The sequence below is a fragment of the Pseudomonas sp. TH15 genome, assembly GCF_016651105.1.
Classification (GTDB): domain Bacteria; phylum Pseudomonadota; class Gammaproteobacteria; order Pseudomonadales; family Pseudomonadaceae; genus Aquipseudomonas.
In genome coordinates this window covers 3,289,347-3,306,355 of record NZ_JAEKEL010000001.1, presented here as the reverse complement: position 1 = coordinate 3,306,355, position 17,009 = coordinate 3,289,347, and the positions used below count along the sequence as shown (strand labels likewise).

Here is a 17,009-nt window from a genome sequence, read left to right as displayed (position 1 = left end):
AAGTTAATCAAGGATCTGATTACTCATGACTAAACCTTCAACCTTCACTGCCAGCAAACTCGCCAGCGCCATCGTCGGTTCGCTTTTGTTGGCCAGCGTGCCGGCCCATGCAGCCGATATCTGGCTGGATGTTGCCACGACTGGCTGGGCGACGCAAAACGGCGGCACCAAGGGCGGCTCCAGAGCTGCGGCCAGCGATATCTACACCGTAAAAAATGCCGCTGAACTGAAAGCAGCCCTCAGCGCCAGTGCTGGAAGCAATGGCCGGATCATCAAGATCAGCGGGATTATCGACGTCAGCGAAGGCAAAGCTTATACGACGACTGCCGACATGAAGAAGCGTGGTCGCCTGGACATTCTGGGCAAAACCACCATCGTTGGCATCAGCAGCAATGCAGAGATCCGCGAGGGCTTCTTCTACGCCAAAGAAAACGACGTGATCATCCGCAACCTCACCATCGAGAATCCATGGGATCCGGAGCCGATCTGGGACGCGAATGACGGCAGCGCCGGCAACTGGAACTCGGAATACGATGGCCTGACCATCGAGGGCGCCAACAACGTCTGGGTCGACCATGTGACCTTTACCGATGGCCGCCGCACCGATGACCAGAACGGCACCGCCAATGGTCGACCAAAGCAGCATCACGACGGTGCTCTGGACGTCAAGAACGGCGCCAACTACGTGACCATCTCGTACTCGGCGTTCAAGTCTCACGAGAAGAACAACCTGATCGGTTCCAGCGACAGTCGCACCACCGATGATGGCAAGCTCAAGGTGACGATCCACAACACCCTGTTCGAAAACATCTCGGCGCGTGCTCCACGTGTGCGCTTCGGTCAGGTGCATCTGTACAACAACTACCACGTGGGCAGCACCAGCCATAAGGTCTATCCGTTCAGCTATGCGCACGGTGTCGGTAAAAACTCGAAGATCTTCTCCGAGAAGAACGCCTTCGAAATCACCGGTATCAGTGGTTGCGACAAAATCGCCGGCGATTACGGTGGCAGCGTCTACCGTGATCAAGGCTCGACGCTCAATGGCAGCGCACTGAGCTGCTCGTGGAGTTCGAGCATCGGCTGGACTCCACCTTACAGCTACACCCCGCTGAATGCCGACAAGGTCGCCGCCGATGTTAAAGCCAAGGCAGGCGCCGGCAAGATCTGAGTGAAGGGTTACATCGCGTAAAGAGAAGCCCTCGGTGACGAGGGCTTTTTCATGCAGGAGCTGCCGAAGGCTGCGATCTTTTGCTTTTGATCTTTAAAAGCAGATCAAAGGATCGCAGCCTGCGGCAGCTCCAACAGGGTTTTGGTTGTGTCCGGATTTCAGGATCAACCCAATAAGGCCCAATCAGACACCCTCAAAATCTGCTACTGGACCAGTTGGTTGATCTCAATGATCGGCAACAACACCGCCATCACAATCACCAGCACCACCCCACCCATCACCACAATCATCAGCGGCTCCAGCAGCGCGGTCATGCCCATCGCCCGCCGTTCGATATCGCGGGACAGGGTTTGCGCTGCGCGCTCCAGCATCGGTGGCAGCGAACCGGTTTTCTCGCCACTGGCGATCAAATGAATCAGCACCGGCGGAAACACGTTTTCCACGCGCAACGCTGCCGCCAGGTTCACACCCTCACGCACCTTGGCCGTGGCCTCAGTGACGCTCAGGCTTAGACGATCGTTGGACAGTGTCTGCCGCGCCGCTTCCAGCGCCCTTAATAACGGCACCCCGGCGCCGCCGAGAATCGCCAGCGTCGAGGCGAAACGGGCGGTGTTCAGGCCCAGAATGAAACGACCGAAAAGCGGCAACTTCAACACTCGGTGATGCCAACTCAAACGCGCCGCCGGATTGCGCAGATACAGGCGCCAGCTCCAGAACGCCCCAGTCATTAACGCGGCACACAACCAACCCCAACTGCGGATGAAATCGCTGGCATTGAGCATCGCCAGCGTCAGCCCCGGCAGATCCTGCCGCGCCTGGGAAAACGCGCTGACCACCTGCGGCACCACGTAACTGAGCAAGAAAATCACGATGCCGATCGACACCAGTCCGACCACACCCGGATAGATAAACGCGGTGAGAATCTTGCCGCGCAGATTGTTGCGCTCCTCGATGTAATCGGCGAGTCGCTCCATCACCTGCGCCAGATCGCCGGACTCTTCCCCCGCAGCAATCAGTGCGCGGTAAATCTCGGGGAAATCCCGCGGCCGCGCCGCCAGTGATTCCGCCAACCGCATGCCGCTGCGAACATCGGCACGCACGGCGCTTAGGGTGTGGGCGATGTGTTTTTTCGGCCTGCTCGACCGTGGCACTCAATGCGGCCTCCAGCGGCAGACTGGCGCCGAGCAGGCTCGCCAGTTGCCGTGTGGCCCACGCCAGATCGTTGTCCGAGAGCTTGGCGCTGAACAATCCACCGCCGCCGTGCTGGGCGACGTTGCTTTCCTTTTGCACCATGAGTGCCGTCAGGCCGCGCCCGCGCAACGCACTGAACGCAGCGGTTTGACTGTCGGCTTCCAGATGCCCGGATTCGATTTTTCCGGTCGCGTCGGCGGCTTCAAAACGATAGCGATTCATCAGGCGTCCCGTGTCACGCGCAGAATTTCTTCGGGGGCGGTGGCGCCGCTGCGGATCCAGCGCTCACCGTCCTCACGCAGGCTGAACATCCCGGCTTTCGCGGCTGATGCGCGCAAGGCCTGCTCCCCTGCCCCTTGGTGAATCAGGGTGCGGATGTCGTCGTCGATGCAGAACAATTCATGAATGCCGGTGCGGCCGCTGTAGCCGGTTTGATTACATGCCGCGCAACCGACCGGGCGCCAAGTGCCGAGTGTCGCCGGGTCTTCCTGTTTGCATTGATTGCACAGGCGCCGTACCAATCGCTGCGCCAAAACGCCGAGCATCGACGAGGCCAGCAGAAACGGCTCGACGCCCATGTCGATCAAGCGGTTAACCGCCGACACCGCGTCGTTGGTGTGCAAGGTCGCCAGCACCAAGTGACCGGTCAGCGAGGCTTGCACCGCGATTTGCGCGGTTTCGAGATCGCGGATTTCGCCGATCATGATGATGTCCGGGTCTTGCCGCAGAATCGCTCGCAGCGCCAGGGCGAAGGTCATGTCGATCTTGGCGTTGACCTGAATCTGGCTGATACCCGGCAGGTCGTACTCCACCGGGTCTTCCACGGTGAGGATGTTGCTGGTACTCGCATCGAGCCGCGCCAGCGCTGCGTAGAGGCTGGTGGTTTTGCCGCTGCCCGTCGGCCCGGTAACCAGCACGATACCGTGGGGCTGGCGGATCAGGTGATCGAGTTTCGCCAGCACCTGCGCGTCCATGCCTAGCGTTTCCAGGTGCAGACGGCCGGCCTGTTTGTCGAGCAGACGCATCACCACCCTTTCGCCATGCCCGGTCGGTACCGTGGAAACGCGGATATCGATCGGCCGCCCGGCCACGCGCAGGGCAATGCGGCCGTCTTGCGGCAGGCGTTTTTCGGCGATGTCGAGTTGCGCCATGATCTTGATCCGCGACACCAGCGCACCGTGCAGCGCCTTGCGCGGCGAGACCACGTCGCGCAGCGTGCCGTCGACGCGGTAGCGCACCACTGAGTGGGTTTCGAAAGGTTCGATATGAATGTCACTGGCCTCATCACGCGCCGCTTGGGTCAGCAAGGCGTTGATCATGCGAATCACCGGCGCGCCGTCCTGGGTGTCGAGCAGGTCGGTGATTTCTGGCATGTCTTGCATCAGGCGGTCGAGGTCGACTTCGTTTTCCGCCGCACCCACCACCGCCGCCGCGCTGCCGGTGTCGGCGTAAGCAGTGGCAAGCAAGCCATCCAGTTCGTCATCGCGCACGCGCTGTATCGTGGTCGCGCCAAACTGACGCCGCGCCTCACTGATCGCCCAGCCCGGCGTCGACGGGCACACCGTCATCACCCCATCGCACAACAACACCCGCTGCGCCTTGGCCCAGGCGTAAGGCAACGCACTCATCTTTCGCAGTCCCCCGAGTTCTCTGTGGCAATGAGATTTCCTGTGGCAGTGCAATTCCCTGTGGCGAGGGGATTTATCCCCGCTCGGCTGCGCAGCAGTCGTAAACCCAAAACACTCGGTATGCCTGGAGAAATGGGGTCGCAGGTTTTGGGGCTGCTTCGCTGCCCAACGGGGATAAATCCCCTCGCCACAGGGGTATCACTCCTAGGCAGAACCGGTTTCATAATGAGGGCCCCGGCTGGATCGGCACCGCTTTGATCGTGGCGCGTGGCCCCGAGGATGGCACCACCGCCGGCAGTGGCAATGAGATTTCCTGTGGCGAGGGGATTTATCCCCGCTCGGCTGCGCAGCAGTCGCAAACCCAAAACACTCGGTATGCCTGCAGAAATGGGGTTGCAGGTTTTGGGGCTGCTTCGCTGCCCAACGGGGATAAATCCCCTCGCCACAGGTCTATCACTCCTATGCAGAACCGGTTTCATAATGAGGACCCCGGCTGGATCGGCACCGCTTTGATCGTGGCGCGTGGCCCCGAGGGTGGCGCCGCCGTCGGCAGTGGCAATGAGATTTCCTGTGGCGAGGGGATTTATCCCCGCTCGGCTGCGCAGCAGTCGCAAACCCAAAACACTCGGTATGCCTGGAGAAATGGGGTTGCAGGTTTTGGGGCTGCTTCGCTGCCCAACGGGGATAAATCCCCTCGCCACAGGTGTATCACTCCGATGCAAAACCGGTTTCATAATGAGGGCCCCGGCTGGATCGGCACCGCTTTGATCGTGGCGCGTGGCCCCGAGGATGGCACCGCCGTCGGCAGTGGCAATGAGATTTCCTGTGGCGAGGGGATTTATCCCCGCTCGGCTGCGCAGCAGTCGCAAACCCAAAACACTCGGTATGCCTGGAGAAATGCGGTTGCAGGTTTTGGGGCTGCTTCGCTGCCCAACGGGGATAAATCCCCTCGCCACAGGTGTATCACTCCGATGCAAAACCGGTTTCATAATGAGGACCCCGGCTGGATCGGCACCGCTTTGATCGTGGCACGTGGCCCCGAGGATGGCACCACCGCCGGCACACCCTGCGCAGCACTCGGCAATTGCGGCGCCTGCATGTCCGGCATCGCCCAGCTGCGTTCCGGCTGCAAACCACCTTGGGCGCGGCGCATGAAGTCGTAGCGATTAAGGGTAATGCTGCGCCCCGCTTCGCTGTCGCGAATGATGTACGGGCGCAGAAACACCATCAAATTGGTCTTGGTGATCGCCCGGCGCTCGTTGCGAAACAGCGCGCCGATTCCCGGAATACTGCCCAGCCACGGCACCGCATCGTTGCTCTGGCTGTAACCGTCCTGCAGCAAACCGCCGAGCACCATGATCTGGCCGTCATCGAGCAGGATGCTGGTATCAATCGCCCGCTTGTTGGTCACAATCCCCGCCGACGTCGAACTGGCCGACGCACGCTCGTCAATGCTGCTGACTTCCTGATAAATGTCGAGCTTCACCGTGCCACCCTCGGAGATCTGCGGGCGCACATTGAGCTTCAAACCGACCTCTTCACGGGTCACCGTCTGGAACGGGTTATTGCTGGTGCCCCCGCCGCCAGTCACATAACTGCCGCTGACAAACGGGATAGTCTGGCCCACAAAAATACTCGCCGCCTCGTTGTCCAGCGTCAGCAGATTAGGCGTCGACAGCACATTGGTGCCGCCCTTGCTCTTCAAGGCCCGGGCCAGCACTTTCAGGTCGAGGATCTTGCCGATACCGGGGATGTCGACGGTGCCGTTGACGTAGCCCAGGTTCAAACCCTGCGGCAACACGTCGAGGCTGGTTTTACCATTCAGATTGATCCCCGAGCCGCCGAGATTCGTCCCGCCGATCACACCTTTGCCGCCGAGATTACCGGTCTGCCATTGCACGCCGAATTCGCTGGCATCGTCTTCGCCGACCTCGACGATCAGGCTTTCAATCACTACTTGCGCGCGACGCTGATCGAGCAAATCGATAACTTCACGCAGGTTGCGATACAACGGCTCCGGCGCGGAAATCAGCAAGGTGTTGGTGGTCGCGTCGGCTTGAATGGTCACACCGCCAGCGCTGAAGGCGACGCTCTGATCGCTACTCTGAGCGCCGCCGCTGCCGGTGCTGCCGCCACTGCCCTGCGCGTAACTACCACCAGTGCTGCCGCTGCCGGACGTGGTCGAAGTTGTGCCGCTGGTTTGCGTACCGCTCTGGCCACTTTGACCACTGGAGCCGCTGGTGTTGCTGCCCATCGCACTGAGCACCGAACGCGCATTGTCGCTGCTGCCGCTATCACTCTCACCCGTGAGCAAACCGCGCAACGCCTGCGCCAGTTTCGCCGCCTGCGCATTACGCAGATAAACCACATGCAGATTGCTCGGATTACTTTGCGCGTTATCGAGTTTGTAGATCAGATTTCGCGCCAGCTCCGTGCGCTCAGGACTGCCCGCACGAATGATGATGGTGTTGGAGCGCGGATCACCAATCACCGCAATTTTCTGCGTCGGATCATTGCCCGGCGCATCCAGCAAATCCGCCACCATCGGCGCAATGTCAGCAGCGATACCGTTCTGGATCTGCACCACATCCGTGTCGATCGCACTCGGCGAATCAATGCTCGCGATCAACTGCGCCACGCGGGTCAGGTTCTCGGCGTAATCGGTGATAACGATGGTGTTATTGCCCGGATACGCGTTGATCGGATTGTTCGGCGAAACAATCGGCCGCAGCACCGGAATCAGGTTCACCGCGTTCTCGTATTGCAGACGGAAGGTGCGCGTGAGCATGCCATTGCCCGCCGGTTTGTCAGCGCTGTAAATCGGCCCACCCAACAGTTTCGCATCCGCCTCCGGCACCACCTGCGCCACGCCGCCGACATCGACCACACTGAAACCCTGCATGCGCAGCGCCGCCAGCAGCATGTCGTAAGCCTGCCGCGCCGGCACCTGACCTTCCGACACCAGCGTCAACGTGCCCTTCACCCGAGGGTCGACGAGAAACTGCTGACCAGTCGAACGCGACAACGCCCGCACCACCGCTTGAATATCGGCGTCGACAAAATTCAGCGTCACCGGTTGATCGCCCAGTGGATTGCTCGGCAACGCAATGCCCGAAGCCGCCACGCCGCTGCGCGCAGTCTTACTGATGTTGTGCAATTGCTTCGGCGCAGGTCTTGCCTGCGCCTGAGCCCGCTCGCGGTCGAGCACCGCATCGCCGCTGCGCTGGGTGTTGGCCAGCGGACGTCCCAGTTCACTGTCGACCAGCAGCGGCGGCTGGTTCTGCGGCGTGGTGGTGTTGCTGCACGCGCTTAACGCCAACAACAGAAACGGCGCGGCCGTACGTACACAATTGGAACCTGACCACTTCATGAAGCTTCCTTAGCGCCCTGCGCCTGATCCATGCGAACGGTTCCCGACAGAGTGCCTGCCGTATCATCGACCTTGACCTCACTTCCACGCTGCAAGCGAGCCTCGACCACTTCCAGTGAATACTGCACAGGACTGCTCAACAACCAACTGATCGCCGCATCGGCCGGCGCCTCCTCGAACGTCAACAGCCACTCGCCCTCCACCGACTGCAATCGGTAGTGCCCAGCCAATCCGCTGGCGTCGAGCGCTTGCTGCAACGACTGCTCAAGGCCCTGCCCGGCGGGCGGGCTCGACACCTCGCGCAGCAGCAATTCCAGCGCTGCCGCCTGTGAGCGCAATTTCGGGGTTTCGGCCTGCCAGTAATCGAGCTTTTTCAGCGGCGGTTCGATTAACAGCAGCCAGATCAAGGCGCCGCCAACTATCAGCCCTGTGCCCGCCACCATGCGTTTTTCGCGCAACGTGAGTGAGCGCCAATGCCGCTGAATCTGCTCACGCAAGAGCACCCAACGGCCTCGATACAGCGTCAACCATTCACTCATCGTCGTTATCCATACTGGCGTCGCTGTCAGCCGAAGCGGGCTCGACTTGCGAACTCAATGTCCAGACGTTGCCTTCACGCACGGCCGTCAGCCTTGCCTGATCGAGCGCCCCTGTCATCGCGCCGTCGGCTGTCGAATGCGGCGCATCGGCGGCCAATTCCAACTGCAAACGGCCTTGATCGAATGTCAGCCGTTGAACGGTGCCAGCCATGAAAGACATCGTGCTTGCGGCGTGCTGTACCAAGTAGGCAAAACCATCATGGGTATCCGTCGCCGACCCACTCTGTCGCGCCGCCAACTGCTGACGGGCCTGTTGCAACGGGTTGAGAATCACCGGCAACTCAGGGAAAGCCTGCTTCACTCGCTGACTCATCTGTGCCTTGAGTTGCTGGCCTTGGCTGGCTTCACGAGCGGCGTAAAGGTTCAGACCGAAAACCCATACAGCCACCGCCAAGGCACAACAGATCGCAGCCCTGCCCCAACCCGGTGTAGGTCCGGCAGGCTTGCCGACGCCGCCATGCAACCCCCATCCTGGCGCAGCCCCAGACCAGCGCTGATCCGCAGGCCCTTGCTCAAGCACGGCCGCAGGTGTGTCGTCACCGATCCATTGCACAGCGCTGCCATTGGCTAAAAGCACCTCCAGACGCTCTTGAACCAATGGCTCAACCGAGGCCTGCTCGCTGCTGAGGCGCAGCAACAATTGCTCATCTTGCACGCTCGCGCTGATCTGTCCGGTCGGTGGTACCGGCAAGGCATAAGGCGCTGGGTAGAGGCCCCGCAGCTTCAGGTGATGCAGGCTCAATAACTCACCGAAACGCGCCAGAACAGCCTTGGGAAGCCAGGCCAGATAGACCTGACCATTGCCATCCCGAGCGCTGTGGGCGACGTGCATGTGCGCACTGCCACCGAGTATCAGCGCCTGCGCCGCACAGGCCACTGCTGCGGCGATCTTCACTGCCGACAGCGGCGGCAACGGCAGGCTGGTGAGCACGCTGTCGACGGGATGCAGAAAACACTCCAGCGCCGGCGACGAAGATTCCTGCCCCAACAGCAGCAACGTACTGACACCGGTCTGGCTGACGCGACCGCTGTGATCCAGACGTGCAAATTGCAACGCTGTGTGCGACGTCAATTGATCCAGCGGCGGCAAGGCAATTCGCAAGCGGCTCATACTCCGAGCCTCGACCAGACCACTTTGGGCATGTCGTTCTGGGGACGATGCAGCAACGCATCGACGCTCACGCGGCGCTGATCACGACGCGCGTGCCCGCGCAGCAGGAACCATTCACTGCTTATCCCGACGTTGAGCCCGTCGACCTTCAGATGCGGTAAGCGCAGACGATTGACCAAGTCACCCCGGTTGATAAACCACTGGCCGTGATCGCGCTCGACCACTATTGCCTGGGCTTGTGACAGCGACAGCCCAGGCACCACCGCCGCCAGAACCTCGGCGCTGGCCGTGTTGCCGTTGACCCAGGTCTTGGCCGGAACAATGCTCACGAATTGATCCAACCGGGCCAACGCCTGATCGCTCATACCTTGAAGATCACGCAAGTCCTCCAGACTGCGCAACATCGGCCTGGTCGCGGGCAACGGCCGACGACTGGCGTTTGGCGAAGTCGCTCGACCGCTGTCGAAACCCGTCACGGCAGTGCTTTGCCCGGAGGTGGGCGAACTCACAACTCTCGGGTAAGCGGCAATGACGCGTTCGCTGATGCGTTGACCGAGGCTGGCCTCGATGCCGATCATTTCGCAGAGCCTTTCGAAGCTGCGCAACTGACCGAGATCGACACGCTCGTTGCTCATTAAATTGCGCAGATTGAACTTGCCTTGCTGGTCTTCCAGACGCCCTTCAAAAGCACCGCCCAGCGAATTCGCCAGGCTGCTTTTGACAGGTTGCGCCCATGGCTGATCGAGCCTGATCAGAGCGCCTTGCTGGCGGGCGTCGTTCAACAATTGGCGGCTGATTTCCAGTCCGGCCAAAAGCACGGCACCACCCTGCACACGAGACTGCTCAGCTTCAAGAGAACGGGTAAAAACGCTCTGACGGGTGAGCATGCCGCCCGCGATCACAGCGACCACGGCGGCAATCAGCAAAGCGCTGATTATCGCCATGCCGGTCTGTTTCGCCGCTGTCGGCGACGTCGATTTCATGGCGACGCTTAGAGCTGCCAGGAACCGATATCGGCGTTCACGCCGTCGCCGTCTGGCTGTCCGTCTGCACCGAGCGAGAAGATGTCGACTTCGCCGTTCGCGCCGGGATTCAGATAGTTGTAAGGACGACCCCAAGGGTCATTGGGCAAGCGCTCCAGATAGGAACGCCAGTTGCTGTTTTTAGCGTCAGCCGGACGTTCCACTAACACCTTGAGCCCTTGATTCAGGCTTGGGTAAGTGCCGTGGTCGAGACGGTAAAGTTTGAGTGCCTGCATCAGGCCGGCGATGTCTTGTTTCGCCGCAGTCGCCCTGGCTTGATCGGGGCGATCAAGCACTTTGGGCACGACCATCGCCGCAAGAATGCCGAGGATGACCACCACCACCATGATCTCGATCAGGGTGAAACCCTGCTGACCGCGTCGGCCTGCGGATTGAAATTTGACGCGCGCGAAATCCATTTCGACCTTCCTTGGCTTGATTACAATTCGGCGCGCAGTGTAACAAAAGCCAGTCATCGTACAACACTGAATAACGCACTGTTTTTCTGCACATCGGTCGAGAGTCGAGTGCTATTCTGCGGGCCTGTTTCACCCCCAGAGTCTGCTATGGAAGCAATGCGCAAGGAGCGAGGTTTTACCCTGATCGAGGTGCTGGTGGCCTTGGCGATCATCGCTGTGGCCATGTCCGCGGCAGTACGCGTCGCCGGTCTGATGACTCAGAGTAACGGGTTGTTGCGTGATCGCTCGATCGCGTTACTGGCAGCGCAAAGTCGGCTCGCCGAGCTGCGCCTGGAAGGACGATTTTCCGCAGGATTGAAAGTATTTGAGTGTGATCAGGGGCGCTTGCAGCTACGTTGCGAACAAACCATCACTGCGACTAGCGATGGCCGTTTGTTGCGCGTGAGGTTGCTGGTGACTGATCGCGAAACTCAATCGCCGCCCTTGGCGCGCCTGGAAACACTGCTCGGCCAGCCGCTGGAAAAGCGCCAATGAGGGCTCAGGGGCGGGTCAATCGAGGCAGTGCCGGGGCGTCTGGCAGCGTGCTGATCTTCAATCGACTCTGTTGCGCACCTCGCTCGATCACCACTGCATCCGCCTCTATAGCGACCAAGCGCACACCCCGGCTTAGACGCTCGCCCGCCAGAAAACTGCGCGGCGGGCCGTCGTTGAGGCTGAGGATCGCTACCGCGCCGCGCGCTCCAGCCAACACCCCGGACACCTTGATATCCATTGGTGCAGGCTGGCTGGAAAACCACTGCAAAGCTGTGGTGTCGACGCGCGCAGCCACTTTCTGTGGCGCCACGATCGGGGCGTGGGACTCTGCCGTCGTCAGCAGAAGCGATGACCACACCAACCCTCCTGCCAAAGCAGCGACCAACGCCGCCGACTGCAAAAGTTGCGGAGCCGATAAACGAAAAGTGAATGCCAAGACCAAACCTCCCTGTTGTCCTGCGCCGCAGTCTACAGGACAACCAACGGTTTTTTACCCAGGCTGAGCATCCAGGTCTGACAGGACAGATTCACCACGAAGGAACGTTGCAGCATGATCAAGGACAGACAAAAGGGTTTCACCCTCATCGAGTTGATGGTGGTGCTGATCATCATCGGCATCGCCAGTGCAGCCGTCAGCCTGAGCATCAAACCCGACCCGGCGCAGAGTCTGCGCAAGGACGCCAATCGCTTGATCCAGTTGCTGCAAATCGCCCAGGCCGAAGCTCTGGCCGATGGTCGCCCGATCACTTGGCTGGCGGACAAGAACGGCTTTCGCTTTAGCCGTCGCAATGAACAGGGCATCGGTTTCGATCACTTTATTGCCGATCCGCAACTGCATCCTCGCACATGGGAAACCCCATCACTGAACGTACGAGTCACGCCCAAACGGCCGGTTGTGTTGTATGCCGAGTGGTTTGATTCACCCTTGCAACTGCTGCTCTCGGACGGCCAGAACAAGCTCATCGTGCAACGCACGGCGACCGGAAAATTACACTTGGCAAACCAGCCATGAGTAACCGTCAAGCAGGTTTCACGCTGATCGAAGTCATGGTCGCGATCATGCTGATGGCGATCGTCAGTCTGATCGCCTGGCGCGGACTGGACAGCGTGACCCGCGCCGATACTCACTTGCAGGCCAGCACGGCACAAACCGAAGAGCTGTTGCGCACGTTGCATCAACTGGAACGTGATATCGCCCTGCGCGTCAGCATCGAACTGCGCGAACCTGACCTGACGAACAACGACGATGGGCCACCTGCCGGGCCGGGCGCTATCACTGTGCGCAGCGCTGACAATCAGACTTTCCGCCTCGACGTGATCCGCAGTGCAGCAGCGCAGCAGGCCGGTCTGCAGCGCGTTCGCTGGTGGCTGAAAGGTCAAACCCTGTATCGCGCCGCTGCTCCGGCCAGGGATCGCTATCCCCTGCCCGCCCCCAAGGAAGGCGTGGCCGTGCTCGACAGCATCAGTGATCTGCAAGTGCGCGTCTGGGAACCGGATATGGGTTGGCGCCAAGTCAGTGGTAACCGCATCGAAGACCCGCAAGGTCTGGAGATTCGCCTGACCCGAGTGACTCCTCAGGGGAGGAGCACTATCGTCAGGTATTAGGACCGCTGGACTAAGGGGAAGAATGAAGCGCCTTCCCCCTGCAAACATCGAAGCAGCTACAAACTTTGGCCTGCGTCAGGCTGTGCTTCCAGTTGTCTGAGCAGCCCCTGAAAAAGACTCGGGCACCACTACCTGCTGGCTGGCCTTTGCCTTGGTCAGGAAATCCAGAGCAACGTCAAAATGCGGCTGCCCGCCCCACAGTGCCTGATCGCCTACGATGTACAGGTGCTTCTTCGCTCGGGTCACTGCGACGTTCAACAAATTCGGACTCGCTGAGGCCCAGTCGATAGCACCCATGCGACTCGAGTCGCATCCCAGCACGAAGAACACGATATCGGCCTCCTTGCCTTGGAACGTATGTACCGTGCCAATGCAAGTGCGTACCCATGTCGCGAGATTGGCCGGTACCTTGATGTCAGCAGGCAACTTCGCGGCCCAGGCGTGCGGATCTCCCAACAGACGCACCAGCCCCGCCTTCACTTCCCTAAACGGCGTAATAATGAACACGAGAGGTAGCGACGCGGCACCTTCCTCGACGACTGATTGATAGAGCCGGACCAACTCGCCAAGCAATCGCTGCCCTTGAGCCTCGATGTACTTGGTTCCGTCCTCCGACTCCCCGACCACACTCCACCAGGCACTGACACCGAGCACCGGGTGAGCCGCAATGGTCGACTCTTTGGCATGCTGCATTCGCATTGCATAGGCTATACGGTTGGAAATGTCGAACATCGGGTTATCACAGCGACGGTGCATGACCAATGGAATACCGATGTATTTTTCCTCGTCCAGCGGGTGTTTGACGCCCTCACGGTAACCTCGGTCGGCGAAGGTTTGTACCGAGTGACTGTCGATGGCGTAGCGCGAACGGCCGTCGCCCAGCCAGTGCTGGCCCAGCGTGTCGAGCAGTCGCGTCGATTGCGTCACCACCGGCTCGATCTGCAACGGATCACCCACCACCACGACCCGTTGGGCTCGCATGATTGCCCCCACCGCAGCCTGTGGTGCGGCTTGCCCTGCTTCGTCGATGATCAACCAGCCAAGGTCCTCTGCCTCAAGCCCGGCAAACTGCGCACGAATCGAGGCGAAGGTACTCGACACCACAGGCGTGAGCATGAACATCCACTGCCACACAGCTCGTCGAGCGCTCTGCAGTGGCGGACGGTCGAGCATGGCGGTCAAGGCAAATATCAGATCATTGTTGGCCACTTCGAGGAAAAACGCCTCGTGCAGCGTCATCGCAGCAACGAACAAATCGCTGCGTACCGTGTTGAACGTGCTGCCCTGCCAGAAGGCACGCGACTGGTTGGCCTTGCTGTCCAGCGGCTTACCATCCCAAAGCTGCACGTCACAGGTTTTGATCAGCGCTGGCAGATCACGCAACTCACTCTCGAATTCTCGTGCCTTGTCGGCATCGGCACAGGTATCGATCCATTGTTTGTAGAGCGGTTTGCGAAACCATTGCGCCAACCAGCGAAAAAACACCGGCCCGAGCTTGCGCTCAAGCGCCTGCTGCCGGTCTTTCAGACGCCCGATCAAACGCGTGCAGCCTTCGAGCAGCTCGGTAAGATTCTCTGGGCTCAGAGCGGGCGCGACCGGCCACATGGCCTTGATAGCAGGAAACATCTGGTGCAACCGCTCATAGAGCGTGGAGAGCGTCTGCAAATGCTTAAGTTGCTCGTCATAAGCTTCTCGCGCCTTGATGTAACGCTGCCTGGCGCCTTTGAAATCGGGGCGCTGAGTGCTTGAGCTGGACTTGTAGTGCCGATAAGTCATGGCACCGACCTTTTCCCAAGCGGGCAGATCAACCTTGTCAGTATTCAGAAACCTGTCACCCGGTTTATCCGTAGGTGTTACCGCGCGATTGACAAAGATATCGCGGAAGCGCCTACGGTTGCTTTTCTTGCCCAGCGCGGCCGACACCAACCCCCAAACGGGTTCGGGAGCTTTCCAGGCTTTAGTGTCGTGAGCCCCTGCGTAACGGGTCGCTACCTCTTTGAAGTAACCCCAACTGGAAAAGCGTGCATCAATCCCCTTGAGCTGTGGCAACTCGAGCGACAGGTTTTCCACTGCACCATTGTTGGTAGAGGCAACCACCATTTCAAAGCCGGTCAGTGCCTCGGACAACAGCGGAATCTTGTAACTTTTTTTGTTGAAAACCGCCGTGATGCTCTGACCACTCAGGCCATCTTCGGCCCGCGCCAAGCGTGACAACACGTCGGCCCGCTCGACCACCAAATGCGCGATCAGATCACGCAGCAATGTGGTTTTGCCGGTGCCCGGCGGCCCGTTGACAGCGAGCACCTCGCCGACAGGCATGTCGCGCATGCTGTTCAGCGCGAACTGCTGCATCAGTGACTGAATGTGTTGGCTTTCGGAAGGCCAGCGCCCATTGATGCCGTTTTCCGGCTGCAACGCCACGCGGATCGCCTCTTGTCCTATTTCAGAGTCGAGGTCGGTTTTCTGCCGATCCGCCAGCGCCAGGTAAGCCTTCAAGGCGAGTGGCGGACGGTCGCTGTTCAACAGGCGTTTGGCTTGAGCGAGGTCATGCACATAAAAGCTGTTGAGAATCGGCAAGTCATCGACCGGCACCTGTTCAGCCGTGCTTTCGGACTCTGCCTCGGTAGGTTCTATTGCCGCTGGCACTTTTCGGCCCTTGGGCAGCGGCCAGATATCCATGTAAGCCAGATCCGAATGCGGCGAGTCGAAGTTGGCCCATTGCTGCAAACGTGTGACGATCAGATCGATCAATTCAGGCCCCGACATGTTGCCCTGGCACTGCGACCAATCATCTGCCAAACCGCGCTTCAGCGCGTGCACGCTGCCTTCGAAATCTACCGCGCACAATGCGCCGAGGTCATGTTCGATCAACCTGCCCAGCGCCCAGGGCAGCGCGGAAACGCTCATACCCTGGAAGTCCGGCTTACCACTGGGGTCCAGCGTAAGTCTGGCGTAACAGGTCAGGCCGGTGGACGCCATCTCAGTGTCACGCACGCGGTTGATTTCGCTGGCTTCTGGGCCTTGAACATATTGTTCTATCAAGAGCGTGACATGGGACACATCGAACGGCAGCAGATAGAGCACACGACGACGCTCAAGCTGCTTTTCCCACATCCCCTCGGCCAGAGTGGCCGCACTGACCAGTTCCACGCTGCGCGAAGCACGTGCCTCATCGAGGCTGTTATCTAGATCGTAAGAGTTGAAAAACTCAACGCTGTGCCAGAAATCGAGCACGCTGTCGTTGTTGGCCATCGTCATGATGAGAAAAAATCCTTTGCAATTCCAACCTGAAAATACAGCGACCAAAGGGCACCGCGCGATGGCAGCGCCGGATCAGCCTGTAAAGATGGCGAACAAGGTATCAGTAAGCGGCTGCCACGCAAGCGTGAGTATGACCAAATACGATCAGATGGACCACGCGAAGATCGTCTGGCCGGAGGCAGTTCCAGACATGAATATCAGCGAAAACACCGGATAGTTTTGCGCGGGTTTTGCGCAGGCACAAAAAAGCCGATCTAGATGATCGGCTTAAGTGTCTGATTTTATTCAGGAAATATGGTCGGGACGGAGTGATTCGAACACTCGACCCCTAGCACCCCATGCTAGTGCGCTACCGGACTGCGCTACGCCCCGACTAGGCGTGATACTCGTCCCTCATCTCGAAGAACGCTCAAGAATATATCGCAAGCTTTTGAAAACTGGAAGTATTCAAACGCAGGAAATTATTTCTTGAGCACAACCAGCACATCTTCCAATTCAGCGATCATCTGCCGAATCATCTGCTTGTACTGAGTGGTGTCGTCTTTGGCTTCATCGCCGGACAAACGCAGGCGCGCGCCACCGATGGTGAACCCTTGATCGTAAAGAAGCGCGCGGATTTGCCGGATCATCAACACGTCTTGTCGCTGATAATACCGGCGGTTTCCGCGGCGTTTGACGGGGTTGAGTTGAGGAAACTCCTGTTCCCAGTAGCGCAGCACGTGTGGTTTTACCGCACACAGCTCGCTGACTTCACCGATGGTGAAGTAGCGTTTGCCTGGGATGACGGGTAGCTCGTCGTTATGACTTGGTTCCAGCATAAGCCTCAACTCGGGCCTTCAACTTCTGCCCTGGACGAAAGGTGACCACACGGCGAGCCGTGATCGGGATTTCTTCACCCGTTTTCGGATTGCGGCCAGGCCGCTGGCGTTTGTCCCGAAGGTCGAAATTGCCGAAACCGGACAATTTGACTTGTTCGTTGTCTTCAAGAGCGTGCCTGATTTCTTCAAAAAACAGTTCGACCAATTCCTTGGCCTCCCGTTTATTCAGGCCCAGCTCCTCATACAGACGTTCCGCCATCTCAGCTTTCGTCAGAGCCCCCAT

Annotated in this window: 14 protein-coding genes, 1 tRNA gene and 2 pseudogenes; 5 read left to right on the top strand and 12 right to left on the bottom strand. The window is 59.5% G+C overall.

Annotation, left to right across the window (positions count from 1 at the left end; genetic code table 11):
- Window positions 1-25 precede the first annotated feature (25 nt).
- Complete coding sequence (locus JFT87_RS14920) at window positions 26-1,168, top strand: pectate lyase family protein (RefSeq protein WP_201202351.1); 1,143 nt, start codon at window positions 26-28, stop codon at window positions 1,166-1,168.
- 203 nt (window positions 1,169-1,371) lie between these two features.
- On the opposite strand, the pseudogene gspF reads toward JFT87_RS14920, so the two are convergent.
- The 7 genes and pseudogenes from gspF to gspG form a co-directional block, all read right to left on the bottom strand.
- Window positions 1,372-2,581, bottom strand: a pseudogene (gspF, locus tag JFT87_RS14915) (type II secretion system inner membrane protein GspF).
- Window positions 2,581-3,987 (bottom strand): type II secretion system ATPase GspE, encoded by a 1,407-nt coding sequence (gene gspE, locus JFT87_RS14910; protein ID WP_201202349.1) that lies wholly within the window; start codon window positions 3,985-3,987, stop codon window positions 2,581-2,583. Before gspE ends, gspF begins: the two are co-directional and overlap by 1 nt.
- A 985-nt stretch (window positions 3,988-4,972) precedes the next feature.
- A complete protein-coding gene (gene gspD / locus JFT87_RS14905) occupies window positions 4,973-7,357 on the bottom strand; it encodes a type II secretion system secretin GspD (protein ID WP_201202346.1) in 2,385 nt (794 codons plus the stop codon).
- Entirely contained in the window at window positions 7,354-7,896 is a 543-nt protein-coding gene (gene gspM, locus JFT87_RS14900; protein WP_201202341.1) for a type II secretion system protein GspM, read from the bottom strand. Before gspM ends, gspD begins: the two co-directional genes overlap by 4 nt.
- On the bottom strand, window positions 7,889-9,067 hold the full coding sequence (gene gspL, locus JFT87_RS14895; protein WP_201202340.1) for a type II secretion system protein GspL: 1,179 nt from the start codon (window positions 9,065-9,067) through the stop codon (window positions 7,889-7,891). Before gspL ends, gspM begins: the two co-directional genes overlap by 8 nt.
- A complete protein-coding gene (gene gspK / locus JFT87_RS14890) occupies window positions 9,064-10,050 on the bottom strand; it encodes a type II secretion system minor pseudopilin GspK (protein WP_201202339.1) in 987 nt (328 codons plus the stop codon). The genes gspL and gspK overlap by 4 nt, the downstream gene beginning before the upstream one ends.
- Before the next feature lie 8 nt (window positions 10,051-10,058).
- Window positions 10,059-10,508, bottom strand: a complete 450-nt coding sequence (gene gspG / locus JFT87_RS14885; RefSeq protein WP_201202338.1) for a type II secretion system major pseudopilin GspG — start codon at window positions 10,506-10,508, stop codon at window positions 10,059-10,061.
- Between the two features lie 147 nt (window positions 10,509-10,655).
- On the opposite strand from gspG, the gene gspI reads away from it, so the two are divergent.
- Entirely contained in the window at window positions 10,656-11,042 is a 387-nt protein-coding gene (gene gspI / locus JFT87_RS14880; RefSeq protein ID WP_201202337.1) for a type II secretion system minor pseudopilin GspI, read from the top strand.
- 4 nt (window positions 11,043-11,046) lie between these two features.
- On the opposite strand, the gene JFT87_RS14875 is transcribed toward gspI, so the two are convergent.
- Window positions 11,047-11,478 (bottom strand): type II secretion system protein N, encoded by a 432-nt coding sequence (locus JFT87_RS14875; RefSeq protein ID WP_201202335.1) that lies wholly within the window; start codon window positions 11,476-11,478, stop codon window positions 11,047-11,049.
- A gap of 114 nt (window positions 11,479-11,592) precedes the next feature.
- Here JFT87_RS14875 and gspH point away from each other — a divergent pair, with 114 nt between their 5' ends.
- Both gspH and JFT87_RS14865 read left to right on the top strand, forming a co-directional pair.
- Entirely contained in the window at window positions 11,593-12,054 is a 462-nt protein-coding gene (gene gspH / locus JFT87_RS14870; protein WP_201202333.1) for a type II secretion system minor pseudopilin GspH, read from the top strand.
- Window positions 12,051-12,661 (top strand): annotated as a pseudogene (locus JFT87_RS14865) (PulJ/GspJ family protein). Before gspH ends, JFT87_RS14865 begins: the two are co-directional and overlap by 4 nt.
- 61 nt (window positions 12,662-12,722) lie before the next feature.
- Here the strand turns inward: JFT87_RS14865 and JFT87_RS14860 are convergent.
- Window positions 12,723-15,905, bottom strand: a complete 3,183-nt coding sequence (locus tag JFT87_RS14860; protein ID WP_201202332.1) for a DEAD/DEAH box helicase — start codon at window positions 15,903-15,905, stop codon at window positions 12,723-12,725.
- Here JFT87_RS14860 and JFT87_RS14855 point away from each other — a divergent pair.
- Window positions 15,889-16,125, top strand: a complete 237-nt coding sequence (locus JFT87_RS14855) for a hypothetical protein (protein WP_201202331.1) — start codon at window positions 15,889-15,891, stop codon at window positions 16,123-16,125. The genes JFT87_RS14860 and JFT87_RS14855 overlap by 17 nt on opposite strands.
- 78 nt (window positions 16,126-16,203) lie before the next feature.
- Here the strand turns inward: JFT87_RS14855 and JFT87_RS14850 are convergent.
- The 3 genes from JFT87_RS14850 to ihfA form a co-directional block, all read right to left on the bottom strand.
- A tRNA-Pro gene (locus tag JFT87_RS14850) sits at window positions 16,204-16,280 on the bottom strand.
- Between the two features lie 89 nt (window positions 16,281-16,369).
- Window positions 16,370-16,726 (bottom strand): MerR family transcriptional regulator, encoded by a 357-nt coding sequence (locus JFT87_RS14845; RefSeq protein WP_003179985.1) that lies wholly within the window; start codon window positions 16,724-16,726, stop codon window positions 16,370-16,372.
- Window positions 16,707-17,009 (bottom strand): integration host factor subunit alpha, encoded by a 303-nt coding sequence (ihfA, locus tag JFT87_RS14840; RefSeq protein WP_002553164.1) that lies wholly within the window; start codon window positions 17,007-17,009, stop codon window positions 16,707-16,709. The genes JFT87_RS14845 and ihfA overlap by 20 nt, the downstream gene beginning before the upstream one ends.